The organism is Bradyrhizobium huanghuaihaiense (assembly GCF_007830635.1).
GTDB classification, from domain to species: Bacteria; Pseudomonadota; Alphaproteobacteria; order Rhizobiales; family Xanthobacteraceae; genus Bradyrhizobium; species Bradyrhizobium huanghuaihaiense.
In genome coordinates, this window is the sequence record NZ_VLLA01000016.1 from 183,211 (window position 1) to 207,020 (window position 23,810).

22 protein-coding genes are annotated in these 23,810 nt (G+C 65.0%); 12 read left to right on the top strand and 10 right to left on the bottom strand.

From position 1 onward, the window contains the following. The first annotated feature begins 19 nt into the window (after positions 1 to 19). Entirely contained in the window at positions 20 to 691 is a 672-nt protein-coding gene (gene pdeM, locus IQ16_RS28455; RefSeq protein WP_167526355.1) for a ligase-associated DNA damage response endonuclease PdeM, read from the top strand. Between the two features lie 193 nt (positions 692 to 884). Here pdeM and IQ16_RS28460 read toward each other — a convergent pair whose 3' ends face one another. Beyond that, on the bottom strand, positions 885 to 1,748 hold the full coding sequence (locus IQ16_RS28460) for a LysR family transcriptional regulator (RefSeq protein WP_026312297.1): 864 nt from the start codon (positions 1,746 to 1,748) through the stop codon (positions 885 to 887). A gap of 97 nt (positions 1,749 to 1,845) precedes the next feature. On the opposite strand from IQ16_RS28460, the gene IQ16_RS28465 reads away from it, so the two are divergent. Continuing rightward, on the top strand, positions 1,846 to 2,757 hold the full coding sequence (locus tag IQ16_RS28465) for a DMT family transporter (RefSeq protein ID WP_018644952.1): 912 nt from the start codon (positions 1,846 to 1,848) through the stop codon (positions 2,755 to 2,757). Positions 2,758 to 2,768: 11 nt separating this feature from the next. Beyond that, positions 2,769 to 3,542: an MBL fold metallo-hydrolase gene (locus IQ16_RS28470; RefSeq protein WP_018644953.1), complete on the top strand. Its 774-nt coding sequence runs from the start codon at positions 2,769 to 2,771 to the stop codon at positions 3,540 to 3,542. 101 nt (positions 3,543 to 3,643) lie between these two features. On the opposite strand, the gene IQ16_RS28475 is transcribed toward IQ16_RS28470, so the two are convergent. The 3 genes from IQ16_RS28475 to IQ16_RS28485 all read right to left on the bottom strand — a co-directional run bounded on the left by IQ16_RS28475 (position 3,644) and on the right by IQ16_RS28485 (position 5,938). Then, the gene (locus IQ16_RS28475) at positions 3,644 to 4,414 is read right to left on the bottom strand and encodes a TIGR02186 family protein (protein ID WP_018644954.1); all 771 of its coding nucleotides are present in this window, start codon (positions 4,412 to 4,414) and stop codon (positions 3,644 to 3,646) included. Next, positions 4,411 to 5,328 (bottom strand): sulfite exporter TauE/SafE family protein, encoded by a 918-nt coding sequence (locus IQ16_RS28480; protein WP_018644955.1) that lies wholly within the window; start codon positions 5,326 to 5,328, stop codon positions 4,411 to 4,413. Before IQ16_RS28480 ends, IQ16_RS28475 begins: the two co-directional genes overlap by 4 nt. A gap of 271 nt (positions 5,329 to 5,599) precedes the next feature. Continuing rightward, positions 5,600 to 5,938 carry a hypothetical protein gene (locus IQ16_RS28485; protein WP_018644956.1) on the bottom strand — a complete coding sequence of 113 codons (339 nt, stop codon included), beginning with the start codon at positions 5,936 to 5,938 and terminating at the stop codon, positions 5,600 to 5,602. A gap of 230 nt (positions 5,939 to 6,168) precedes the next feature. Between IQ16_RS28485 and IQ16_RS28490 the strand changes: the two genes are divergently transcribed. Then, positions 6,169 to 7,470 carry an LssY C-terminal domain-containing protein gene (locus tag IQ16_RS28490; RefSeq protein WP_018644957.1) on the top strand — a complete coding sequence of 434 codons (1,302 nt, stop codon included), beginning with the start codon at positions 6,169 to 6,171 and terminating at the stop codon, positions 7,468 to 7,470. A gap of 40 nt (positions 7,471 to 7,510) precedes the next feature. On the opposite strand, the gene IQ16_RS28495 is transcribed toward IQ16_RS28490, so the two are convergent. Beyond that, positions 7,511 to 10,957 (bottom strand): tetratricopeptide repeat protein, encoded by a 3,447-nt coding sequence (locus IQ16_RS28495; RefSeq protein WP_026312298.1) that lies wholly within the window; start codon positions 10,955 to 10,957, stop codon positions 7,511 to 7,513. Positions 10,958 to 11,301: 344 nt separating this feature from the next. Next, entirely contained in the window at positions 11,302 to 11,892 is a 591-nt protein-coding gene (locus IQ16_RS28500) for a PadR family transcriptional regulator (RefSeq protein WP_018644959.1), read from the bottom strand. Positions 11,893 to 12,102: 210 nt separating this feature from the next. Between IQ16_RS28500 and IQ16_RS28505 the strand changes: the two genes are divergently transcribed. The 5 genes from IQ16_RS28505 to IQ16_RS28525 all read left to right on the top strand — a co-directional run bounded on the left by IQ16_RS28505 (position 12,103) and on the right by IQ16_RS28525 (position 18,239). Next, a complete protein-coding gene (locus tag IQ16_RS28505) occupies positions 12,103 to 12,489 on the top strand; it encodes a nuclear transport factor 2 family protein (protein ID WP_026312299.1) in 387 nt (128 codons plus the stop codon). Positions 12,490 to 12,530: 41 nt separating this feature from the next. Beyond that, positions 12,531 to 14,321, top strand: a complete 1,791-nt coding sequence (locus IQ16_RS28510; RefSeq protein ID WP_018644960.1) for an acyl-CoA dehydrogenase C-terminal domain-containing protein — start codon at positions 12,531 to 12,533, stop codon at positions 14,319 to 14,321. A 9-nt stretch (positions 14,322 to 14,330) separates the two neighbouring features. Further along, entirely contained in the window at positions 14,331 to 14,618 is a 288-nt protein-coding gene (locus tag IQ16_RS28515) for a hypothetical protein (protein ID WP_018644961.1), read from the top strand. Between the two features lie 50 nt (positions 14,619 to 14,668). Then, the gene (locus tag IQ16_RS28520; protein ID WP_018644962.1) at positions 14,669 to 15,877 is read left to right on the top strand and encodes an acetyl-CoA C-acetyltransferase; all 1,209 of its coding nucleotides are present in this window, start codon (positions 14,669 to 14,671) and stop codon (positions 15,875 to 15,877) included. A gap of 148 nt (positions 15,878 to 16,025) precedes the next feature. Next, entirely contained in the window at positions 16,026 to 18,239 is a 2,214-nt protein-coding gene (locus tag IQ16_RS28525) for an FAD-dependent oxidoreductase (protein ID WP_018644963.1), read from the top strand. A gap of 545 nt (positions 18,240 to 18,784) precedes the next feature. Here the strand turns inward: IQ16_RS28525 and IQ16_RS28535 are convergent. The 3 genes from IQ16_RS28535 to gstA form a co-directional block, all read right to left on the bottom strand. Next, positions 18,785 to 19,084, bottom strand: coding sequence for a hypothetical protein (locus IQ16_RS28535; RefSeq protein ID WP_026312300.1), 300 nt, complete (start codon positions 19,082 to 19,084; stop codon positions 18,785 to 18,787). Between the two features lie 183 nt (positions 19,085 to 19,267). Then, positions 19,268 to 19,612 carry a hypothetical protein gene (locus IQ16_RS28540; protein ID WP_018644964.1) on the bottom strand — a complete coding sequence of 115 codons (345 nt, stop codon included), beginning with the start codon at positions 19,610 to 19,612 and terminating at the stop codon, positions 19,268 to 19,270. Positions 19,613 to 19,727: 115 nt separating this feature from the next. Beyond that, positions 19,728 to 20,342 carry a glutathione transferase GstA gene (gstA, locus tag IQ16_RS28545; protein WP_018644965.1) on the bottom strand — a complete coding sequence of 205 codons (615 nt, stop codon included), beginning with the start codon at positions 20,340 to 20,342 and terminating at the stop codon, positions 19,728 to 19,730. Positions 20,343 to 20,468: 126 nt separating this feature from the next. On the opposite strand from gstA, the gene IQ16_RS28550 reads away from it, so the two are divergent. From IQ16_RS28550 to IQ16_RS28560, 3 genes are all read left to right on the top strand, one after another. Next, positions 20,469 to 20,966, top strand: a complete 498-nt coding sequence (locus IQ16_RS28550) for a MarR family winged helix-turn-helix transcriptional regulator (RefSeq protein WP_018644966.1) — start codon at positions 20,469 to 20,471, stop codon at positions 20,964 to 20,966. Positions 20,967 to 21,065: 99 nt separating this feature from the next. Beyond that, positions 21,066 to 22,436, top strand: coding sequence for a glutamate--cysteine ligase (locus IQ16_RS28555; protein WP_018644967.1), 1,371 nt, complete (start codon positions 21,066 to 21,068; stop codon positions 22,434 to 22,436). Positions 22,437 to 22,548: 112 nt separating this feature from the next. Further along, entirely contained in the window at positions 22,549 to 23,127 is a 579-nt protein-coding gene (locus tag IQ16_RS28560; protein ID WP_018644968.1) for a PAN domain-containing protein, read from the top strand. 112 nt (positions 23,128 to 23,239) lie between these two features. On the opposite strand, the gene IQ16_RS28570 is transcribed toward IQ16_RS28560, so the two are convergent. Next, complete coding sequence (locus tag IQ16_RS28570; RefSeq protein WP_018644969.1) at positions 23,240 to 23,806, bottom strand: nucleotidyltransferase family protein; 567 nt, start codon at positions 23,804 to 23,806, stop codon at positions 23,240 to 23,242. Between the last annotated feature and the right edge of the window lie 4 nt (positions 23,807 to 23,810).

The window sequence follows — 23,810 nt, forward strand, 5'->3', positions numbered from 1 at the left end:
TTCAGGAGATGACGAGGACATGCGCGTTTCCAGAGTCACCATCAGCGATGTGACCTTCGCGGCCGATCTCTCGGGCGCGCTGTACTGGGAAGAGCAGCGCCTGCTCGTCGTCTCGGATCTGCATCTGGAAAAGGGGTCGAGCTTCGCCACCCGCGGCGTGCTGCTGCCGCCCTACGATACCATCGCGACGCTTGGCCGGCTCGCTGCTGTCATCTCCCGCCATGATCCTCGCGTGATCATCGCGCTCGGCGACAGTTTTCACGATCGCACCGCGCATGAGCGCCTGTCGGCCGCGGACCGCGACACTGTGGCCGCGCTCCAGAGCGGCCGTGACTGGATCTGGATCTCGGGCAATCACGATCCGATGCTGCCGCGCGATCTCGGCGGCACCATTGCCGACGAGGTCGCGATCGGCCCGATCACCTTCCGTCACGAGCCGACGGGCGCGCATGGCGAGATCGCCGGGCATCTGCATCCGAAGGCCCGCATCTCCGCGCGCGGAAGGTCGATGGAGCGCCGCTGCTTCGCCAGTGACGGAATGCGCGCTGTGATGCCCGCCTTCGGCGCCTATGCCGGCGGCCTCAGCATCCGCGATGAAGCGTTCGCAAAAATCTTTCCGCAGAACGGATTTGTCGCGCATCTCCTCGGCGACCGCCGCGTCCATGCCATCGCCGCGTCGCGGTGTTACTGAAGGCTACGCTACCGGGCCACCCGCACGACTGCGCTCCCTCTCCCGCTTGCGGGAGAGGGTTGGGGAGAGGGTGTCTCCGCAACGGGACAATCCCCAAGCGGAAAGAACCCTCACCCGCCACGCGCGGGACGATGCTTCGCATCGCCCGGGGCGTGTCGGCCTCTCCCGCAAGCGGGAGAGGCGGGCAAGCCCGTCACGCCGCCTTCGCCTGCACGTTCTCGCAGAACTCCGCCAGCCGGTCCGCCAGCCGCAGCGTTGCGGGGCTCGCACTCGGCGAGGCCATCAGCGCCACTTCCGTCTTGTTGATCGGCGCAAAGCCGTCCTTCGCCGTCAGCACGCGGTGGTCGGACTGGATCGACATCTCGGACAAGATGCTCAGCCCCATGCCGGCGGCGACCGCGGCCTGGATGCCGGCAAGGCTGGATGACGAATAGGACATGTGCCAGGCGCGGCCGGCGGTCTCCAGCGCGTGGATGGCGCCGGCGCGGTAGAGGCAGCCGGTCGGAAAGCCGATCAGCGGCACCGATGGCGCGTCGACGTCGATCGGGTGGCTCTTGCTGGTGACCCAGTGCACCTGCTCCGGCCACACCGCGATCGCGCCCTTCTCGCCGGCCGCGCGCTTGTAGAGCGCGAGATCGAGCTCGCCGCGCTCGAGATCGCGGGCGAGGTTCTTGCTCTGGTCGGCGCGCACGTCGAGCCGCAGGCCGGGATGCGAGCGCGAGAACGTGCCCAGCAATTTCGCCAGCCGGTACGCGGCAAAGTCCTCGGGGATGCCGAGCCGGATCGCGCCTTCGCCGCCCGGCTGGCGCAGCACGTCGCGCGCTTCCTCCGCAAGCGACAGCAGCCGCCGCGCATAGGACAATAGCCGCTCGCCGGCTTCAGTGGGGCGGACATCCTTGCCGTCCCGGTGCAGCAGCACCTGGCCGACATCCTCCTCCAGCCGCTTGATCTGCTGGCTCACGGTCGATTGGGTGCGGTGGACGCGCTCGCCGGCACGGGTGAAGCCGCCGGCCTCGACCACCGAGACGAAGCTGCGCAGAAGCTCCAGGTCGAGCATGGCCGCCTCCATTCGAAAATCCACTGACCGGAAGTTAATCATTTAATTTCCAAATGGCAAGCCGCGTCCCTAGATCGAGGGTCAGGAGAATGCCCTCATGTCGCTCGCCACCTCGCTTCCCGCTCCGCGCAGCCGATTCAACACGCTGCCGCTCGCCATCGGCCTGTTCTGCCTGCTCTGGAGCTATGCCTTCGTCGCCGGCAAGATCGGCGTCACCCATTGCCCGCCGCTGATCCTGCTCGCCGCGCGCTTCTCGCTCGCCGGCATCCTGATCCTGGGCGCGACGCTGATCCGTGGCGAGGCCTGGTCGCTGTCCTGGCGCGACGTCGCGATCTTCGCGGTGCTCGGCATCGCCAACAACGCGCTCTATCTCGGGCTCGGCTACACCGGGCTGCAATCGGTCTCGGCCGGTCTCGGCGGCCTGATCGTCTCGGCCAATCCGGTGTTCACGGCGGCACTCGCCACGCTGCTGCTCGGCGAAGGCATGACCTGGCGCAAGGCGGCTGGCCTACTGCTCGGCGTCATCGGCGTGACCGCGATCGTCTGGCATCGCCTGTCGGTCGGCACCGACTCTGCTCACGGCATCGTCTTCACGCTGGCTTCGCTGGCCTCGATCGTCGCCGGCACGATTTTGTTCAAGCTGCTCGCGCCCAAAGGTTCGCTGTGGATCGGCAACGGCGTGCAGAACCTCGCCGCCGGCATCGTGCTGGCGCCGGTCGCGCTGACCTTCGCCGACATCCACGCGATCGACTTCACACCGAGCCTGATCGGCGCCTTCGCCTTCCTCGTGCTCGGCGGCTCGATCCTCGCCTATTGGCTCTGGTTTCATCTGCTGAAAGTGTGCGGCGCCACCGCCGCCAGCGCCTATCACTTCCTGATGCCGCCACTCGGCATGCTGTTCGCGTACATCGTGCTCGGCGAGCATGTCGAGGCACGCGACCTGCTCGGGATCATTCCGGTCGCGCTCGGCATTTACCTGGTGACGCGGCCGGCGAAGGCCGTTGCGTAAGAGGAGTTCCCATGCCCATTTCCATCACGTTGATCGGCGGCCCCACCGCGCTGATCGAGATCGACGGATTTCGCCTGCTCACCGATCCCACCTTCGATGCGCCCGGCGCCTACCATCTGCCGCATGTGAAGCTGGAGAAGACGATAGGTCCCGCGATGAAGGCCGATGCGATCGGTCCGATCGATGCGGTGCTGCTCAGCCACGACCAGCATTCGGACAATCTCGACAATTCCGGCCGCGACTATCTGCTGAAAGCGCCGCGCGCATTGACGACGGAAGCCGGCGCAAAGCGTCTCGGCGGCCGTGTCGAGGGGCTCGCGCCCTGGGCGACCGCGCATCTGAAGGACGACGATGGTCATTCGCTGACTATCACCGCGACGCCGGCGCGCCATGGCCCGGCCGGTATCGAGCCGCTGTCGGGCGACGTCATCGGCTTCGTGGTGCAGTCGAGCCGCAAGGATACGCGTCCCATCTATATCAGCGGGGACACCACCTGGTTCGACGGCGTTGCTGAAGTGGCGCGCCGCTTCAAATGCGGCGTGGTGCTGCCGTTCGCGGGCGCTGCGCAAACCCGCGGACCGTTCCACCTCACCATGGACACCAACGACACCATCGAAACCGCGCGTGCATTCCCCGATGCGATGATCGTGCCCGTGCACACCGAAGGCTGGGCGCATTTCCGCCAAAACGGCGAGGATCTGCGCAAAACGTTCGATGCGCTCGGCTTCGGGACAAGGCTGCGATTGCTGGAGCCGGGCGTGCCGACGGTGATCGAGGCGCCGTGATCGCGCTACATCGTCATTGCGAGCGCAGCGAAGCAATCCAGTCCGTTACCGCGGAGAGACTCTGGATTGCTTCGCTTCGCTCGCAATGACGGAGTACGCGGCTAGTCTTTTCTAAACACGATCGACGCCATCCAGCCCGTCATCAGCGCCATCGCCACCGTGGCGAGGCCGTAGACGAACCCGTTCTGCCGCGCGGTCGTCGCGACGAACTGCTCGAAGCCGACCTTGACGATCTCGAAGGCGGTCTCGGTCTTGGTAACAAGCGCGCCGTTCGCGAACAGCTTGATCTCGACCTCATAGGTGCCGATCGGCACCTCCGCCGGCAGCGGAATGCCGGTGCGGAACAGTGTCGGCGTCAGGAACGTCACCGCGCTCGGATCTTCGCGATAGAGCCCGCGCTGGGTGCGCAGGCGGATGAAAGCCGAGCGGAACGCATCGTTCGGCACCACGTCGGCAAAGTCGCCGCTGACCCGCTGCGTCAGCCGCACGTTGTTGAGGCCGATCTGCTGCCGCCGCGCGATCTCGGGTGAGGTGATGGCATCGAACGGACGGTTGGCGAACAGCGCCAGATAGCTCGGCACCTGCAGGAACTGCCGGTAGTCGGTGTTGATCCAGATGCCGAAGGTGCGTTCCTTCCGCCGCGTCACCATGTCGGCGCGCGGGCCCATCACGGTGACCACGAGATCGTAGGCCGTGCGGTCCGCGGGCGTCGTCGCGTCCTTCTCCACCGAGCCGAACAGCACCAGCTCCTCGCCGGAATAATTCGGCGTCACCGTGACGCGATGATTGGAGACCGACACGATCAGCCGCTCGGCACGCGCGACTGAGCCGAGCAGCAGGACCAGAAGGAGGGCGAGGAGCGTGCGCATCATGTGCCCACTCCCAGCTCGCGGATGGTGAAGAGATCCGCAGGTTGGATCACCAGCTCGATCGCGAAGCGGACGCCGACCGAGAGGATCAGCAGGCCCAGCAGCAGCCGCAGCTGCTCGCCGCGGATCTTCTGGCCGGCACGTGCTCCGAACTGCGCGCCGGTGACGCCGCCGACCATCAGGATCAGCGCCAGCACGGCGTCGACCAGGTGATTGGTCACCGCGTGCAGCATGGTCGCGACCAGCATGGTGACGAGGGTGAGGACCATCGAGGTCCCGATCACCGTCGAGGTCGGCACCCTGAGCAGATAGATCATGATCGGCACCAGGATGAAGCCGCCGCCGATGCCCATGATGGCGCCGATGAAGCCGATCACGGTGCCGACAATGAGCACAGGGATGACCGAAAGATAGATCTTCGAGCGCTTGAACCGCATCTTCAGCGGCAGGCCGTGGATCCAGTTGTGCGTGCGCCGCGGCGGCACCGCGCCGCGCCGGGTCCGCATCAGGGCGCGCAGGCCCTCGGAGAACATCAGGCTGCCGACGGTGGTGAGCAGCACGACGTAGGACAGTGCGATCATCAGATCGAGCTGGCCGAGCGCGCGCAGCTGCGTGAAGGTCCACACCCCGAGCGCCGTCCCGGTCACGCCGCCGGATAAAAGGACGCTCGCCAATGCCGGGTCGATCGCACGCCGCCGCCAATAGGTCAGCGCGCCGGAAAAGGACGAAGCCGCGATGTGGCTCGCCACGGAAGCGACCGCAACGGCCGGCGTGATGCCGATGAAGATCAGGAGCGGTGTCATCAGGAAGCCGCCGCCGATGCCGAACATGCCGGAGACGAAGCCGACCGCCGCGCCCATCGCCAGCACCAGGAAGACGTTGACCGGAAGATCGGCGATCGGGAGATAGAGCTGCATCGAGCCAGGTCCGGCGGACGATCAAAGACTGCGGAATGCTCGCGCAGGACGAGCGATTGCCGCGTTCCTCACATAGCCGAAAACGCCGCGCCGCGGGACAACGAATTGAACACGGCGCGGCGCTTTTCGCAACAAACCTGTGCCCTGAGCCGAATTCAAGGCACTGCATCTGCGGCTTCTTTTGCCTGGAAATAGCCCGGCCCGGTTACGGCTCGCGCGAACGGCGTGCTCCACACACACCTGAACAGCGATGCGGGCGGCGAAGGTCGCGCTAATCGCAGCCAGTGATGCGCCGGACCGCCTTTGTGTACTTCAGATGAAGCGAGCTGTTAGCCGTGTCCGAAGCGGCATTACGACCCAGCATGCGATCCGAGTCCAGGCATGTTTGGAGGTCTTGCTGGATGTGCGAGCACGCCCCCAGGGCGTTCTTCTCGGCCTCTTCCTTCGACATTCCAAATCCAACAAACGTCTGTACACGACCGGCCTCCGTGTCGACCGCCGATACAAGAGTGATTTCCGAAATGTAGTAAGACGAGCACGAGGCGGCGAGAGCCTCGGTGGACGTACCCGGCATTCCCAGCCAGAGGACGACCAGCGCGGCCGTCTTCATGTTGGTTCTCTGGTTTGGACAACGATGGACTTGCCTGCGGGACCAGTTGAGAACGCCCATCTTTGTGCTCCATTATGGCACCCGAACTGGCGATTGTCGCCATCGAGAGGGGTCCGAAGCGTTGATGCAGATCAACAGCCGAGCATCGTCAGCCCGGGACGATAACCGAGGTAGAGGGACGTGAACGCAGCCTGATCCGCATCGTCCTGACGAAAAGGCCGGGTGACAAGATGAACGAGAATGTCGTCGCTCTTCTCAACCCCATCAAAACGATCAGGGCGCACAAGATCCTGAGTGTCGCGTTTTTGGCTCTCGCGCTGACGTTGATAGCGGTCGTCAACTCATTTCGGTTTTCACCAGATCCGAGCGGAGATGCAAGTTTCATCAACCGCGCCCAGCAGAAGTCCGTACCGGGAATCAAGGTGAGTGCGAGCGCACTCGGAGCGGATGAGAGCGAAAGGAGCTTTGGTGAAAATCTGGCCGGCTACAACATTCAACCCGTCTGGCTGTCGATCGAGAACGAGACCGATGAGGCATTGGCGCTTCTCCCGGTCACCATGGATCCCGATTATTATTCTGCCTATGAAGTCTCCTACAGATTCCACGGCGCTCTGTCATGGTTCGCCAACCGCGCCCGTGACGAATTCTTTCTCAAGCGCCAGATGCCGAGCGAGCTTGCGCCGCACAGCAAGACGACAGGCTTCGTCTACGGGGTTCTGGATGCCGGCATCAAATATGCGCACATCATGATCGTCGGGAAGGGCCGCGTGGAGAGCTTCGACCTTGCGCTGTCGGTTCCAGGGCCGCCGTTTGTCGGCACCAATATTCGGGCCGAGAAACTCTATCCCGGCACGAAGATCGAGGAACTCGATCTTTCGTCATTGCGGGAGAGATTTGCAAACTTCGACTGCTGTACCAAAGGGGCTGAGGGGAAACGTGATGGCGATCCGCTCAATCTCGTCATCATCGAAAGCAAGCAAGACCCCATCGTCCCTCTTATTGCCCGCGGATGGCACCTTGCCAGACAGCTCGATTTTGCAAGCGCGATCGAGACCGCGCGCGCTTTCCTGCTTCGAGATCCGTATCAGACGTCGCCGGTGAGCCCGCTTTACGTGTTCGGCCGCAGGGAAGACGTCGTCGTTCAGAAAGCCCGGTCCACCATCAATGAGCGCATTCACGCCCGATTTTGGCTGACGCCGTACACCTTCGAGAATCGAAGGGTGTGGGTCGGCCATGTGAGCCGGGACATTGGTGTCCGCTTGACCGATCAGACATGGAATTTGACCACGCACAAGATTGCGCCCGACGTCGATTTCGATCGGGCCTATTTTCTTCAGGATCTCATCATGTCCGGATTCAGCGAGCGATTCGGTTACGTCAATGGCGTCGGAGCCGCACCACCATCCGCGCCGCGTGCAAATCTGACAGGCGACCCCTATTACACCGATGGATTGCGCGCGGTCATATTCCTGTCGAATCAAATAACGCCGCTCGGCAAGATCGACAGGCTTGCCTGGGAAACGCCGCCGTAGTGCGAGGGACCCTGTTCGCGGAGCGCTATCGCACCGCGCTTCAGTGCGCCGCTGAGGCCGAGCGCTTGGCGGCGACCGGCTTCGGCGCGGGCTTCGCGCTTGCCTGCGGCGCGCTGTCCCAGCCGCCGTTCGGCGTCGCGACGTTGACCGCGTCGTCAGGCTGCGGCTCGGCGCTGAAAGTCTGGATCGCGAGCTTGGCGGCGGCGAGCGATTGCGGGTCGAGGCGCTTGGCGACGTCGTCGCGCTTGCCGGCCGCATCCGCATCGCCCTGCGCGGCCGCGAGGCTGAACCATTTGTAGGATTCGGCGAGGTTCTGCTCGACGCCGATGCCGCGGGCATAGAGGATGCCGAGGTTGAACTGGCTGTCGGCGACGCCGCGATCGGCGGCTTTGCGGAACCACTGCGCCGCGCTCTTGTAATTGGCGCCGCGTCCGCCGCCGTCGGCATCGAGCACCGCGAGATTGTGCATCGCCTTGGCGTTGCCGCGCTCGGCGGCCTGGGTGTAGTAGCGGCGGGCGATGTCGGCGTCCTTCTTCACGCCGAGACCCTTTTCGTAGAGCGTGCCGAGGCGGAAGGTCGCGGGCACCACGCCGGCCTGCGCCGCGCGGTCGTACCACTTCGCCGCTTCGTCGTAATTCGTGGCGACGCCCTTGCCTTCCGCAAAGCGCAAGCCGATCTCGTAGGCCGCGGTCGCATCGCCCTTCATCGCAGCGGTGCGCAGGGCCGGGCCGCCGATGCCGTCAGGCAGCTTCTCGCTCGGCGGCACCTGGATGAGGCCGAGCCGCGCACGGCTGCTTCCCGACAGCGCGCCGGTGATGTCGCTGCTCGCAGCAGGCGGCACCGTCGCGGCAGGCGCCTGCGGGATTTCAACCGAGGCCGCGCTGCCGGAATTCGCGGGCTGCGTCGGCGCGGCATTGTTCTGCGATTGCCGGCCGATCGGCGTCGGCGAGGTCATCGATGGCGTGATCTGCTCGGGCGCGGCTGGCTTGGTCTCGACCGGCGGTGGCGCGGCCTGCGGTGCCGGTTGGCTCGGAATATCCTGCATCGCCTGCGGCGCAGGCGTGCTGCCGCCCTCGAGCAGGTTCATCGCCATCTTGAAGGTGCCGAGCACGATCACGACCACGCTGGCGCCGACCAGCAGCGAGCGGATCTTCGAGGTGATGGTCGAGCCGCCTTCCTGGCCCTTCTCCTTGGCGCGGGCGATCGCGGCCTTGGCGCCACGGGCCGGCTTCTCGGGCGGCTGCGCGGCGGCAGCTTGCGCCGCGCGGCGCGCGGCCGCGATGAAGCTCGACGACGACACCGGCTCCTTCGGTGCGGCGGGGATTTCGCTGATCGCGCTTTCGGAGGCGGCGATGCGCTCCGAGGGCGTGGCGACGCGGCCGCCCGGCCGCGTGCCCGGCTCGAGCGGATGATCCGGCGGCAATTCCGGCGCGATCGCAGCGCGCGCGGGCGCCGTATGCGGCTCCAGAATCTCGCTGATCGCGCGCGGCGGAACAGGCGGCGGAGTCGGCATCGGCGGCGGCGCGGCGGGCGCAGCGGCATGGAATTCGCGCGGCGCGGCAACGAAGGCGGAGTGCGGCGGCTGCTGTTGCATGGCGGCCGGGTTCGGCAGCTCAGGCTTCGGATCGTATTTCGGCTGCTGCGGTGCTTGCGGCCGCGGCTCGCGCGCCATCGGCGCGGGCTCCATCGGCGCGGCCATCGGCATCGCGGCGGGCATCGGCATCGGCTGCGGCGCAGGGGCCGGCGGCGCGCTGCGCACCGCGCGCAGATCGCCCTCGATCATGGAGAGCCGATCGACGACGTGGCCGAGTGCGCTGTGGACGGCGTCGAGCGAGTCCTGGGTGCTGCGGTTGGTCTCGGCCTGGCTGAAGCGGATGTCGGAGAGCTCGCGCTTGACGAGATCGACCACGCCCGAATCGACTGGCGGCGCGGAGCTGCGGCTCTCGGCGAGCGCCGAATAGGTCGCCTGCTGCCGTTCCAGGTGCCTGAGGATGTCGTGCAGGCCGTCCTCGACGCGGCTCAAGTTGCCGTTGCGCGGATCGGCGGCGGCCTCGATCCGCTCCAAGAGATACGAGACCCGCTGTTCGAGATGCGCGAAGGTCGAGGCGGAATCGTTGCCGACCTGCATGCGGTCGAAGCGGTCCGACAGCGCGCGGATCGCGGCTTCCAGATGCTCGGTGCTCTCGGACGGCTGCGGCCGTTCGCGGGTTTCAAGCGCGGCGGTGAGTGCGGCGATGCGCTGCTCCAGCACCGCAAAGCTGTCGCTGTGGCCGGATGCGCGGGTGATCTGGTCGACCTTGGACGACAGCAGCTGCACGTCCTCGGACAGCCGGCCCAGCGCCTCGTTGGAGGCGACGTTGGAGACGATGCCGCGCAGCGCCGCGATCGCGCCTTCGAGCTGGCGCACCGTCGAGGGATCGTCATTGGCGCGCAGGATCAGGTCGAGCTTGGCGCCGAGATTGCGGATCGCCTCGTCATAGCCGGTGAGCTGCTCGGCCGGCGTCAGCGTGCGCAGCACCTGCTTGATGTCGGATAGCGCGCGCTCGATGCCTGACAGCACCTGGCCGTCGGTGCCGTTGGAGCGGGTCTCGTCGATGCGCCGATGCAGCGAGCGGATCTCGTTCTCGATCGATTCGATCGCGCGCCGCGGCATCGCTTCGGTGATGGCGGCGCGAATTTCGGCAAGCTCGCTGCGGAAGGCATTGATCGCCTGCTCGGTATTGTCCGGCCGCTGCAGCGCTTCGATCTGGCTCGTGATCTTGAGCAGATGGCGCTCGAGCGCCGAGAAATCCGGCCCTGCTTGCGGTGGCGGCGGAGCGTAGGCAGGCGCGTGCGGCGCCATTGGTGCCATGGTCGGCGCGTAATGCGCTGCGGGCGCAATCGACGGTGCGGCGCGTGGCGGCATCTGCCTGGGCGCAAAACCGTCGAGCTCGCTCTGGCGCGCGGTGATCTCGGCGACGGCGACGTCGAACGATGCGGGGCTCAGGGGTGGTGAGCTGCGATAGACTTGAGCTGCCGCGCGCTCGACTGCATCGGCCTGGCGCTGGCGCGCTTCAACGGGCGATGGGGCAGGGGCTGGCCGCGGCGCCTGTTGTTGCTGCGGACGGGAGATTTGCGACAGGCGCGCGTCGAGCCGCGAGATCGCGTCGTTGAGCTGGCGCGCGACGCCCTGCTCGCGCGAGACATCTCTTTCGCGAGAAGAGTCTTGGCGCGGCGCGGGCTTTGAGATCCGTTCGATCTGCTGGGTGATCGCGTCGAGCCGCTGGTGGATGTCGGCGACTTCGCGGCTCTCCTGACTCGGCACGTGCTGCGGACGTTGATCCTGACGCTGGTCGTAAGGTCCGCGAAAGTTCGGCGGCGCAGTCTCGCCGAGCGTGGAGTTGAGCCAATCGTTGAGCGACATGCCCGCGCGACGCGCAGCAGCTTCGGCCCGCTCCCTCACGGATGGATCGATGCCGTCAACACTCCACGATACGCGCGAATTCATGACTCTGTCCGGTTCCGACTCCGGCGCCCCACCCGGCGCCTCCAGCCTCCCCACGCGTGCCGGTTGCAAAGACAATCGAATTTGGCGCGGGTCGTCTGCCTCGAAAACCGACTTTTTCCTGTTACGGTAAATAACGGGTTAAGGAATGCGGCGCGGGTGTCTTAAAGTTGGGCGGCGGGAACCGGGGACCATGCGCCGCGAAGGTGCGTAGCCCGGATGGAGCGCAGCGCAATCCGGGGCCAGCGGTGCTCGGGGCGAAGACCCCGGATTACGCGGAGCCTGTCATCGGGCGGCGCTTTGCGCCGACCCGTTGCTCCATCCGGGCTACGGACCCGCGCTTTCGCTCAACCCTTGCCCTCCCGCTTGCCATCCTCGATCGGCACCACCGTCCCCTTGCCGCTCATCGCCGACAGGGCCTCGAGCGCCTCTTCGCAGAAGTCGGCGACCATCTGCTCGTGCCGCGCGCCGAGCTGAAGCAGGAGGAGGTTGCCGAGGTCGAGCCGGCCTTCCGCCGTCCCGTCCGGAAAACGCTTCTTCAGGATGCGCTCGTAATTGGCGTGGCGGTCGCGGTGGTGCTCCAGGCGGGCCATTAGATCGGTCCGCATCGGCTCGATGTCGATGCTGTCGAGCGCATGCAGCCTCACCAGCAGGTCGTCCTTGATCGAGGGCGGCGTGCTCGGCCGCGCGGCCCAGTGCCGCAGCGCTGTTCGGCCTTCGGGAGTGAGCGTATAGATGAGTTTATTGGGTTTGCCTGACTGCACGACCTCACGGCCCTGGATGTAGCCGCGGTCGCGCAGCTTGGAGAGCTCGCGATAGATCTGCTGGTGGTCGGCCTTCCAGAAGAAGCCGATCGAGGAATCGAACGTCTTGGCGAGCTCGTAGCCCGTCATCGGCCGTTCCGTCAGGCATGCGAGGATTGCGTCGCCCAGTGCCATGACTGGCCTCCTTCTTCGACCTTGACCAACTCGCTTGACTTTATGCGCATCGGCGCATATGCGTCAATGTGCATATGAGGCGGCTTGAGGGGAGGGCCAAAGACCCCACCCGAAAACCCAGCGAAATCAAGCTGGGCGCTACTGTGCATGGGGTTGTTTTCGCGTTTTTTGCCAAGGCTCCTGGAAACCCCTTTAGGGAGGGACCCGAGAATGACCGGCCTCGATTCCTGGTACGCCTACATGAAGTCTCATGACCGCGCCGCGCTCTGGGACCTCCTGCATCCTGACGCCGTGTTCGAAAGCCCCGTCGTGCATTCGCCGCAGCGCGGCCGCGACATCACCTTCAAATACCTCTCCAGCGCCGAGAAGGTGCTCGGCGGTCCCGGCTTCACCTATGTCGGCGAGTGGAAGAGCGCCGATGGCGCCGTGCTCGAATTCAAGAATGTCATCGACGGCATCGAGATCAACGGCGTCGACATCATCACCTTCGATGCCGAGGGGCGCATCACCCATTTCAAGGTGATGGTGCGGCCGCTCAAGGCGATCAACATGCTGCACCGCCTGATGGCGGAGCAGCTTGCCGCCACCCAATCATAAGCCCAACATCATCCCTTCAAGCCCCATGCCGGGAGAACGCAATGCCGATCTATAAAGCCCCCGTCGAAGACGTGAACTTCCTGCTCAACGACGTCTTCCAGATCGACCGCTACGACAATCTGCCGGGCTTCTCCGATGCGTCGAGCGACGTGCGCGAGGCGATCCTGGGCGAGGCCGCCAAGCTCTCGGAAGAGGTGCTGCAGCCGTTGAACCGCGTGGGCGATCTCGAAGGCTGCAAGCGCGCCGATGACGGCAGCGTCACCACGCCGAAGGGCTTCAAGGACGCGTTCAAGCAGGTCGCCGAAGGCGGCTGGCTGGGTCTTTCTGCCCCGACCGAGTTCGGCGGGCAGGGGCTGCCGGTGACGCTGTCCCAGGCGGTCAACGAATTCCAGATCTCCGCCAACATGGCGTTCTCGATGTATGGCGGCCTCACCATGGGTGCGACTGCGGCGCTCTTGGTGCACGGTACGCCCGAGCAGAAGCAGACCTACGTGCCGAAGATGATCGCGGGCGAGTGGACCGGCACCATGAACCTGACCGAGCCGCATTGCGGCACCGATCTCGGCATGCTCCGCACCAAGGCCGTGCGGCAGGCCGACGGCAGCTTCAAGATCACCGGCACCAAGATCTTCATCTCGGCCGGCGAGCACGATCTCGCCGACAACATCATCCACCTCGTGCTCGCCCGCATCGAGGGCGCACCGGCCGGCATCAAGGGCGTGTCGCTGTTCGTGGTGCCGAAATTCCTGGTGAACGCCGACGGTTCGGTCGGGCAGCGCAACGGCGTCGTCTGCGGCTCGATCGAGCACAAGATGGGCATCCACGGCAATTCCACCTGTGTGATGAACTACGACAACGCCACCGGCTGGCTGATCGGCGAAGAGAACAAGGGCATGCAGGGCATGTTCGTGATGATGAACGAGGCCCGCCTCGGCGTCGCCGTGCAGGGCCTCGCGCAGTCTGAAGTGGCCTATCAGAACGCGGTCGCCTACGCCCGCGAGCGCATCCAGGGCCGCGCGCTCACCGGCGCCAAGGCGCCGGACAAGCAGGCCGACCCGATCATCGTGCATCCCGACGTGCGCCGTACGCTGCTCTCGATCCGCGCATTCAACGAGGCCGCGCGCGCCTTCGTGATGTGGACCGCGCTGAAGAGCGACGTCGCCCACCGCTCGGAGGACCCGAAGGACCGCCAGGCCGCCGACGACCACATGGGCCTGATGACGCCGGTGCTGAAGGGTTTCCTCACCGACTACGGCTTTGCCAACGCGGTGCAGGCGCAGCAGATGTATGGCGGCCACGGCTACATCGCCGAGCAGGGCATGGAGCAGTTCGTGCGCGATGCGCGTATCGCCATGATCTATGAAGGCGCCAACGGCATTCAGGCGCTGGACCTCGTCGGCCGCAAGCTGCCGCGCGACGGCGGCCGCGCCATCATGGCCTTCTTCGGCGAGGTCATGGCCTTCGCCAAGGAGAACGGCGGCGACGAGGCGATGAAGCCGTTCATCACCCCGCTCTCGGCCTCGCTCGGCCATCTCCAGCAGGCGACGACCTGGCTGATGCAGAATGCGATGATGAAGCCGGACAATGCGGGTGCTGCCGCTACCGATTACCTGCACCTCTTCGGCTTCGTCGCGCTCGGCTACATGTGGGCGAAGATGGCGAAGGTGACGAACGCCAAGATTGCCGAGAGCGGGGCGACGCCCTATCTCTCGACCAAGCTCGTCACCGGCCGCTTCTTCATGGAGCGCATGCTGCCGGAGACCGCGGCCAATCTCGCGCGCATCCAGTCCGGCTGCGCCACCATCATGGAACTGCCGGCGGAAGCGTTCTGAGGAGTTTCGATGTCTGCAGCAGACGCGATCGTTGCGGAGTTTCGCGCCTTCGGCGCCGGGCTCCGCCGCGACAAGTTCTGCGCGCGCTCTGCCCTCGACATCGTTGACCGCTGTGAGACCAATGGTGTCGGGATTCTCGGTATCGAAGGGTTTTACCTGACGGACACGACCACCACCCCCCAGCTCGATCACATCCTCGATCTGAGCACGGGGGTGAAGGCTTACGACACTGCGCGGCAATTCCTCCGCCATGGCGAAGGGCTGCCGCTGTTCTACGAATTCACGTTCCAGGATTGATCCCGACCGCGTCGCGGTCGTCACCAATAACTGCAATCAGGAGGCTCCCCATGGCAGATGCCTATATCTACGATCACGTCCGCACCCCGCGCGGCCGCGGCAAGCCGGACGGCGCGCTGCACGAAGTGACCGCGCTGGCGCTCGCCACCGTGCCGCTGAAGGCGCTGAAGGACCGCAACAACCTGCCGGAAGACTCGGTCGACGACGTTGTGCTCGGTGTGGTCGATCCGGTCGGCGAAGCCGGCTCCGACATCGCGCGCTTCGCCGCGCTGAAAGCCGGCCTCGGCGAAGCCGTGCCCGGCGTGCAGATCAGCCGCTTCTGCGCATCCGGCCTCGACGCCGTGAACTTTGCCGCCGCCCAGGTGATGAGCGGCCAGCATGAGCTGGTGATCGGCGGCGGCGCCGAATCGATGAGCCGCGTCGGCATCGGCGCCTCCGGCGGCGCCTGGCCGATGGACCCCTCGATGGCGGTGCCGGCCTATTTCATGCCGCAGGGCGTCTCGGCCGATCTGATCGCGACCAAGTACGGTTTCTCGCGCGATGACGTCGACGCCTATGCGGTGCAGAGCCAGCAGCGCGCGGGCAAGGCCTGGGACGAGGGCCGCTTCAACAAGTCGGTCGTGCCGGTGAAGGACATCAACGGCCTCACCATCCTCGCCAAGGACGAGCACATGCGTCCCTCGACCACGATGCAGTCGCTGGCGCAGCTACAGCCGTCGTTCACGATGATGGCGCAGATGGGCGGCTTCGACGGCGTCGCGGTGCAGTCGCACCCGGAGATCGAGCGCGTCAACTACGTGCATCACGCCGGCAACTCCTCGGGCATCGTCGACGGCGCCGGTGCCGTGCTGCTCGGCAGCAAGGAGGCGGGTGCCAAGTACGGGATGAAGCCGCGCGCAAAGATCCGTGCGTTCGCCAACATCGGCTCGGAGCCGGCGATGATGCTGACCGGCCCGGTCGATGTCACCGAGAAGCTGTTCGCGCGTTCCGGCATGAAGAAGTCGGACATCGACCTGTTCGAGCTCAACGAAGCCTTTGCCTCCGTCGTGCTGCGCTACATCCAGGCCTTCGACATCGACAACGCCAAGATCAACGTCAATGGCGGCGCGATCGCGCTCGGTCATCCGCTCGGCGCCACCGGCGCGATGATCCTCGGCACCGTGCTCGACGAGCTCGAGCGCACCAACAAGTCCACGGCCCTCGTCACGCTGTGCATCGGCGGCGGCATGGGCACCGCGACCATTATCGAGCGGGTGTAACGAGCTGCCGTAGGGTGGGTTAGCCGAAGGCGTAACCCACCATTCCACGGCGAGAGAAGTGGTGGGTTACGCTTCGCTAACTCACCCTACGAGATCTCAAGTCAACCGCCGCGCCGAAGACTGGCTGCGGCACCGAGGAGCAACCACCATGTCGTACAAGAACTTCAAGGTTGAGACCGATTCCGACGGCATCGCGCTCGTCACCTGGGACATCCCGGGCCGTTCGATGAACGTGCTCGACGAGACCTCGACCAGCGAGCTCGACGCGATCGTCAAGGCGACCACGGCCGATGCCGCCGTGAAGGGCGTCGTCATCACCTCCGCCAAGGAAGCGTTCTGCGCCGGCGCCGACCTGTCGATGCTCGAAGGCATGAATCAGGCCTACGCAAAAGTCTTCAAGGAGCAGGGCGAGACCGCTGCGAACCAGATGCTGTTCGACCAGAGCCGCCGCTTCTCGCAGGTGCTGCGCTCGATCGAGACGTCAGGCAAGCCGTGGGCGGCCGCGATCAACGGCCTCGCGCTCGGCGGCGGCTTCGAGATCACGCTGTGCTGCCACTATCGCGTGGCGGCCGAGAATCCCAAGACCCGCCTCGGCCTGCCCGAGGTCAAGGTCGGCCTGTTCCCCGGCGCCGGCGGTACGCAGCGCGTGCCGCGCCTGGTGCCGCCGCAGGACGCCATGACGATCCTGCTCAAGGGCGATCCGGTCACCGTCGACAAGGCGAAACAGCTCAATCTGATCCACGCCATCGTTCCCGCCGCCGACCTCATCAAGGCCGCGAAGGAGTGGATCAAGGGCGGCGGCAAGGCGGTCGCGCCCTGGGACGAGAAGGGCTTCAAGCTGCCCGGCGGTCCGGTGTTCTCCAAGGCCGGCATGATGATGTTCCCGGCCGGCAATGCGATCTATCGCCGCGAGACCTACGACAACTATCCGGCCGCGCGCGCGATCATGAGCTGCGTCTATGAGGGTCTGCAGCTGCCGGTCGACGCCGCGCTGCGGGTCGAGTCGCGCTACTTCACCTCGGTGCTGCGCTCGAAGGAAGCGGCCGCGATGATCCGCAGCCTGTTCCTCTCCATGCAGGAGCTCAACAAGGGCGCACGCCGTCCGAAGGACGTAGCCCCAACCAAGGTGAAGAAGATCGCGGTGATCGGCGCCGGCTTCATGGGCGCGAGCGTCGGCTACGTCTCGGCCCGCGCCGGCCTCGACGTCGTCCTGATCGACCGCGACCAGGAGAGCGCCGACAAGGGCAAGGCGCATGCGCAGAAGGTGATCGAGGAGCAGATCAAGAAGGGCCGCGCCAAGCCCGCCGATGCAGAAGCGCTGCTCGCGCGCATCACCCCGACTGCGGACTATACGGCGCTGAAGGACGTCGACCTCGTCATCGAGGCCGTGTTCGAGGACCGCAAGGTCAAGGCGGAGACCTTCGCCAAGGCGCAGGAATATCTGAAGCCGGACGTGATCTTCGCGTCGAACACCTCGACGCTGCCGATCACCTCGCTGGCGGAAAGCTTCAAGGACCAGGGCAAGTTCGTCGGCATCCACTTCTTCTCGCCGGTCGAGAAGATGATGCTGGTCGAGATCATCCTCGGCAAGAACACCGGCGACGTCGCGCTGGCGACTGCGCTCGACTACGTCCGTCAGATCGGCAAGACGCCGATCGTCGTCAACGACTCCAGGGGCTTCTTCGCCAATCGCTGCGTCGGCCGCTACGTCGCCGAAGGCAACGAGATGTTCCTGGAGGGCGTGCCGCCGGCGATGATCGAGAACTGCGCCAAGATGGCCGGCATGCCGGTCGGCCCGCTCTCGCTCTCGGATGAAGTCGCGCTCGACCTCGGCCTCAAGATCATGAAGGCGACGGAAGCCGATCTCGGCCCCAACGCCATCAATCCTGATCAGAAGAAGCTGATGATCGAGATGGTCGAGAAGCAGGGCCGCCTCGGCCGCAAGAACGGCAAGGGCTTCTACGACTACCCCGAGAAGGGCAAGGGCTCGAAGAGCCTGTGGCCGGGCCTCTCCGCGCTGCAGCCGAAGCAACTCGACCCCGATACGCTCGATATCGAGGAGCTGAAGCAGCGCTTCCTGGTGGTGCAGGCGGTGGAAGCCGCGCGCACGGTGGAGGACAACGTCATCACCGATCCGCGCGAGGCGGATGTCGGCTCGATCCTCGGCTTCGGCTTCGCGCCGTTCACCGGCGGCACGCTGTCCTATATCGACTTCATGGGCACGAAGAAGTTCGTCGAGCTCTGCCACAAGCTGGAAGCGAAGTACGGCTCGCGCTTCACCCCGCCGAAGCTGCTCGAGGAGATGGCCGCGAAGGGGGAAACCTTCTACGGGCGGTTCGCGCCGAAGAAGGCGGCAGCCTGATCTGATCTTTGATTCGTAGCCCGGATGGAGCGTAAGCGAAATCCGGGACAATCTCGCCGCATGCAAAGACCCCGGATTGCGCTTCGCTCCATCCGGGCTACGCAAAAATAATAAAAGGCCGGATCATCGATCCGGCCTTTTTCTTTTGCGCATCCTCACGGTTGAATCCAATTTGTTCCAGGTTGTGGAACCGCTCACAGAATCGGGATAGGAACCGTGCCAGAGTCCCCGCTGTCGCGGCGTCGCGCAATTGTCATAGGCGCGCCAAAGCGGCGCCGTTCTTTTGCTTGGCCCTGGCACTAGTCTTGCTTCGGGTCAGGGTCACGAATCGCGTTGGGGCACTTGCCGATCTTCTCGGCAAGCCGAAGACGAAAAGAAAGTTGTCCTTGATGAACTCCTTGGTGCTGCGGAAGACCGCGCTCGGTCGCGATCTTGCCGCTAAATATGCTGTTGCGTCCGCAACTGGTCGAATCTCATCGCAGCAGAAGCCGGCGCGCCTGCGCCGCAAGGGCCCGGCGCTCTGGGCCGCGCTGGTGCTACTTGTACTAGCGACGGATTTTTTTCTCGCCTATCTCGCCTGGCTCGCCGTCGACCTCGTCATGGGGTGAAACCGCGCGAGCGTGCAGCAGATACGATGTCGCGAAATAGGCGAGCTGGGCGACGGCAAGACATATGGCGATGACGGTCACGCCCCCCACCATCCCGAAATCGTACACACGAAGAACGATCGCTGACACAATTGCGATCAACGGCGAGATCATGACCAGCGCCCAGATCCTGAAAACGCGACCGGTCGCAATTCCCAGCAACGCACTTGCAACGATCAGGACGATGGCAATCGTCAACTTCGACCTCGGTCAGAGTGCAAATATTCTTCAATTAACGCGCCAAGCTCGCCCGCTTTCCAGGTGCTGACAAGACAGCACCACTTACATTTGGCGAACAGTAGTTCATAAGTCTAATCAAGGTACGATGATCCGGCGCCATGGGCCTGCGCCGTGCTGCAGCAGATCGTTGATCCGGCGCTTTTACTTGCCGTCCCCGAACGGCGAGAACGCGCGGCCCGAGACCGAATCGTCGGCCAGGCTGGCTTTCCAGGTGCCTTCATCGCCCTTGCCAATGCTGACCACGAAACGCCAGCCATTCTGGTTGGTGAAGGCGATGCCCGTTCCGCCCTTCACTTTGGCATAGCTGCACGGATATTCGGTCGGCCGGTCCGGAAAGACGATCTTTCCTTCCTTGCTCTCGAACACCGCCGATGTGATCTGCGGATGGACCATGAAGATGCAGCTGCGCTCCGGCGCGACCGGCGTCGACAAGCCGAGCATCGCGAGCGGCGCGCCGGCGGCGGTCATGAGGACGATCATGTTCATGGGGCAAGCAGTCTCGCGGAGATGATCCTTCGACGCGGCTGCAGATCGAATGGTTCACAATGAAAAAAGGCCGGATCCTCGATCCGGCCTTTCGCCTGCTCCGTCATGCGGGCGCCTACTTCGCCTGCGCGAGGCCTTCCTTCTTCAGCGCCTCCTGCACCTGCGGGCGCGCGGCGACGCGGGCCTTGTAGGCGGCAAGGTTCGGCATCGCGGTGAAGTCGAACTTCATCCGGTCGGCCCAGGTCAGCATCGTGAAGAGATAGCCGTCGGCCACCGTGAACTGCTTGCCCATCAGGTAGTCGCGGTCGGCGAGCTGGCTGTCGATGTATTTCAGCTTGCCCATGACGCGGTCCCTGAAGAACGCCTTGGCCTCGTCGTTCAGCGCCGGGGCGAACAGCGCGCCAAAACTCTTGTGCACCTCGGAGGTGAGGAAGTTCAGCCACTCGAGCAGCTTGTAGCGCTCGGCGCTGCCGTGGGCCGGCGCCAGCGCCTTGGTGGAGGCCTGATCGGCAATCATCTGGACAATCACCGGGCCTTCGGTCACGATCTCGCCGCTGTCGAGGCCCAGCGCAGGGACCTGGCCCTTGGGGTTCAGCTTCAGATAATCCTCACCATTTTCGAGCTTCTTGGCCCGGATATCGACCTTGACCAGCTCGTAGGGCAGGCCGGCTTCCAGGAGCGCGATGTGGGGGGACAGGGAGCAGGCGCCGGGCGAATAATAGAGCTTCATGGAATTTCCTCCTCTTGACGCTTGGCTACGGCGAAGGAACGCCTACATGCACCTGCATGCAATAGTCAAGATTGATGCAGGTGCATCGAGTGAGGTAAGAGACGGGCGACGAGCTTGAGCGGGACCATGAAACGCAAACCATCGACCGAGGCAACCTCCGCCTGGATCCGCCTGATGCGGGTGCAGAGCCGCGTGCTCGACTGCGTCGAGCAGGACCTGAAGAAGGCGGGCTTCCCGCCGCTGGCCTGGTATGACGCGCTGCTCGAGCTGTCGCGCGCGCCGAGCGGAGAGCTGCGGCCCGTGGAACTCGAACGGCAGATGCTGATCCCGCAATACTCCACCTCGCGCCTGATCGACCGCCTGGTCGACGAGGGGCTCGCCTCCCGGCGCGAATGCAAGATCGACAAGCGCGGCCAGTTCGTGGAGATCACCGAAGCGGGCCGTGAACTGCAGAAGCGGATGTGGGGCGCCTATTCGGCCGCTATCGAGAAATATGTCGGCTCAAAGCTGTCCGATGCCGACGCCGTCAAGCTCAGCGGTCTGCTCGACCGCCTGGGCTGCTCGTGCGGTGAGATGAAGCTACCGCCCGTCGCCAACGTCAACGAAAGCACGCCGTCGCGATGATCGCGCGGCAAACCAGCACGTCCGCGCACCCCGTGGTTCGCGGACGATCCCCTTCACCCCGCGCGCATTCGGTCGAAGCGCCTTTGATTAGAGTTTGATATGGCGCGAGACCAGATCGATATGACGCCGCTGCAGTCACGCGACGAGCTCGTCGCGTGGTTCGAGGCCGGCTGCAAGGACCCGTCCGAATTCCGCATGGGCACCGAGCACGAGAAGACGCCGTTCACGCTCGAAGGCCACCGTCCGGTGCCCTATGAGGGTGCACGCGGCATCGGAGCGCTGCTCGAAGGCATGAAGCTCCTGCTCGGCTGGGAGCCGATCATGGAGCAGGGCAACATCATCGGCCTCTATGACGTCACCGGCGGCGGCGCAATCTCGCTCGAGCCGGGCGGGCAGTTCGAGCTCTCCGGCGCGCCGGTCGAGAACGTGCACCAGACCCAGGGCGAGCTGATGGCGCATCTGGCGCAGGTGCGCGAGATCGCGACGCCGCTCGGCATCGGTTTCCTCGGTCTCGGCATGACGCCGTCCTGGTCGCGCTCCGACATCCCGGTGATGCCCAAGGGCCGCTACAAGATCATGACCAATTACATGCCGAAGGTCGGCCAGTACGGCCTCGACATGATGTACCGGACCTGCACGGTGCAGACCAATCTCGACTTCTCCTCCGAAGCCGACATGGTCAAGAAGCTGCGCGTGTCGCTCGCGCTGCAGCCGGTCGCAACCGCCCTGTTCGCCAACTCGCCGTTCACCGAGGGCAGGCCGAACGGCTTCCTCTCCTTCCGCTCCGAGATCTGGCGCGACACCGACAATGCCCGTTCGGGCATGATGCCGTGGGCGTTCGAGGACGGCATGGGTTTTGAGCGCTATGTCGACTACGCGCTCGACGTGCCCATGTATTTCGTCAAGCGCGGCGAGGAGTACATCGACGTCTCGGGCTCCTCCTTCCGCGCCTTCTTCGACGGCCGCAACAACAACCTTCCCGGCGAGCGTCCGACGCTGTCGGACTGGGCCAACCATCTCTCGACGATCTTCCCGGAAGTGCGGCTGAAGCGCTATCTCGAGATGCGCGGCTCCGACGGCGGGCCGTGGGGGCGCCTGCCGGCGCTGCCGGCCTTCTGGGTCGGGCTGCTCTATGACGATGTGTCGCTCGATGCCGCCTGGGACATGGTGAAGCACTGGACCTCGCACGAGCGCCAGGCCCTGCGCGACGACGTGCCGCGCTTCGGCTTCAAGTCGCGGATCAAGGACCGTTATCTGTTCGAGATCGCCAAGGACTGCCTCGTTCTGGCACATGCGGGCCTGCGTCGGCGCGGCCGGATCGACCAGCTCGGACGCGACGAGACCCGGCATCTGGAGCCGCTCGACCGCATCATCGATTCCGGCCGGACGCCGGCCGAGGAAATGCTCGAGAAGTTCAACGGTCCCTGGAAGGGCTCGGTGGAACCGGCATACGCGGAATACGCGTTCTAATTCGATACGCGACGACCAGGATTTCGGCCGTTCATCGCCCATACAGGTTTGCGGCGATCAAATGATCGGCTGAAAAAACCTGAGCGTCGTCAATAACTCGAAAGCTGTTCCGATGGGGAAGGGCCGCCTGTCCGGGGGCGTCATGGCAAGGGGCTTGGCAAGCGTCGTGGCATGCGTCACGCTGCTTTCGCTCGTGTTTGCGGGCGTGCCGGCGCGCGCCCAGACGGCGTTCGACCGGCCCGGCGGGGACTATTTCAGCACGCCGGTCACCTCGGGCGACCCAGAGGATTGCGCGCTGCTGTGCGAGCGCGACCGCAAGTGCCGCTCCTGGAGCTTCAGCTATCCCGATATCGACGGCGCCGCGGCCGTGTGCTGGCTCAAGAACACCGTGCCGGCGCGCGTGCCCGGCAGTTGCTGCATCTCCGGCGTCCGCGGTGCCGGCGTGATCGAGCCGCGCGTCGAAGGCGTGGAGACGTCGATCGACCGCCCCGGCGGCGACTTGCGCAATTTCGAGCTCAAGGACGGCGAGGGCGAAGAGGCCTGCAAGGCCGCCTGCGTCGCCGACAACAAATGCCGTGCCTTTACTTACGCCCGCCCCGGCTACACCGGCCGCGAGGCGCGCTGCTTCCTGAAAAAGGAAATCAAGCCGCCGCGCAGGAAGGCGGGGTTCACGTCGGGCGTGGTCAGATAGCGCGCAGTTCTCACCGCCGTCATTGCGAGCGTAGCGAAGCAATCCAGACTGGTTCCGCGGAGGGATTCTGGATTGCTTCGCTCGCAATGACGAGAAGGATGAAGCGCGCATCTCACTCCGCGGCGATCACCGTAAGCTCCGGCCACAACGCCTTCCAGCGCGCGGCTTTCACCACGTAATTCGTCGCGGAAAAATTCGGTCCCGGATTCGGCCGAGCGATCAGCCCTGCGACATCGCCGAAGCCGTGTGGCGCGTAGACCTCGTAGCCATCGCCGGCGCGCCTGACCCCGACTTGCGTGTTCCGCGTGAGAAAGCGGTCGATGCCGTCCGTCGAGCTTCTCAGGGGCGGATAGGGCAGGCCGTGCTTGCCGGGATACCACAGATGCACGCGCGCCTGGTTGCGGATCTCGAACTTGACGCCGAGATGCGCGAGCCGCTCATGCAGCTTGCGGATCACCGCATCCTCCGCTTCCCACGAGGTGTCAGGGTCGAAATAGAACGCGTCGTAGTCGGCAATGCCGTGATCGATGGCGCGGCCGGTGAGCACGTTCCATACGGTCTGCACCAGGCATCCCGAGACCAGCCATGCATCGGGCAGCGCGAGACGGTGGAGTGCGTCGATGATCGCTGCGTTGTTGGGATTGCGCAGGGCGAGAGCGAGAAATTCGCCTTTGCCCACCCTA

Coding starts and splice junctions, on each gene's coding strand:
- pdeM (WP_167526355.1), top strand. CDS start 20: ATGCGCGTTTCCAGAGTCACCATCAGCGATGTGACCTTCGCGGCCGAT.
- IQ16_RS28460 (WP_026312297.1), bottom strand. CDS start 1,748: ATGCTCGACCTGGAGCTTCTGCGCAGCTTCGTCTCGGTGGTCGAGGCC.
- IQ16_RS28465 (WP_018644952.1), top strand. CDS start 1,846: ATGTCGCTCGCCACCTCGCTTCCCGCTCCGCGCAGCCGATTCAACACG.
- IQ16_RS28470 (WP_018644953.1), top strand. CDS start 2,769: ATGCCCATTTCCATCACGTTGATCGGCGGCCCCACCGCGCTGATCGAG.
- IQ16_RS28475 (WP_018644954.1), bottom strand. CDS start 4,414: ATGATGCGCACGCTCCTCGCCCTCCTTCTGGTCCTGCTGCTCGGCTCA.
- IQ16_RS28480 (WP_018644955.1), bottom strand. CDS start 5,328: ATGCAGCTCTATCTCCCGATCGCCGATCTTCCGGTCAACGTCTTCCTG.
- IQ16_RS28485 (WP_018644956.1), bottom strand. CDS start 5,938: ATGAAGACGGCCGCGCTGGTCGTCCTCTGGCTGGGAATGCCGGGTACG.
- IQ16_RS28490 (WP_018644957.1), top strand. CDS start 6,169: ATGAACGAGAATGTCGTCGCTCTTCTCAACCCCATCAAAACGATCAGG.
- IQ16_RS28495 (WP_026312298.1), bottom strand. CDS start 10,957: ATGAATTCGCGCGTATCGTGGAGTGTTGACGGCATCGATCCATCCGTG.
- IQ16_RS28500 (WP_018644959.1), bottom strand. CDS start 11,892: ATGGCACTGGGCGACGCAATCCTCGCATGCCTGACGGAACGGCCGATG.
- IQ16_RS28505 (WP_026312299.1), top strand. CDS start 12,103: ATGACCGGCCTCGATTCCTGGTACGCCTACATGAAGTCTCATGACCGC.
- IQ16_RS28510 (WP_018644960.1), top strand. CDS start 12,531: ATGCCGATCTATAAAGCCCCCGTCGAAGACGTGAACTTCCTGCTCAAC.
- IQ16_RS28515 (WP_018644961.1), top strand. CDS start 14,331: ATGTCTGCAGCAGACGCGATCGTTGCGGAGTTTCGCGCCTTCGGCGCC.
- IQ16_RS28520 (WP_018644962.1), top strand. CDS start 14,669: ATGGCAGATGCCTATATCTACGATCACGTCCGCACCCCGCGCGGCCGC.
- IQ16_RS28525 (WP_018644963.1), top strand. CDS start 16,026: ATGTCGTACAAGAACTTCAAGGTTGAGACCGATTCCGACGGCATCGCG.
- IQ16_RS28540 (WP_018644964.1), bottom strand. CDS start 19,612: ATGAACATGATCGTCCTCATGACCGCCGCCGGCGCGCCGCTCGCGATG.
- gstA (WP_018644965.1), bottom strand. CDS start 20,342: ATGAAGCTCTATTATTCGCCCGGCGCCTGCTCCCTGTCCCCCCACATC.
- IQ16_RS28550 (WP_018644966.1), top strand. CDS start 20,469: ATGAAACGCAAACCATCGACCGAGGCAACCTCCGCCTGGATCCGCCTG.
- IQ16_RS28555 (WP_018644967.1), top strand. CDS start 21,066: ATGGCGCGAGACCAGATCGATATGACGCCGCTGCAGTCACGCGACGAG.
- IQ16_RS28560 (WP_018644968.1), top strand. CDS start 22,549: ATGGGGAAGGGCCGCCTGTCCGGGGGCGTCATGGCAAGGGGCTTGGCA.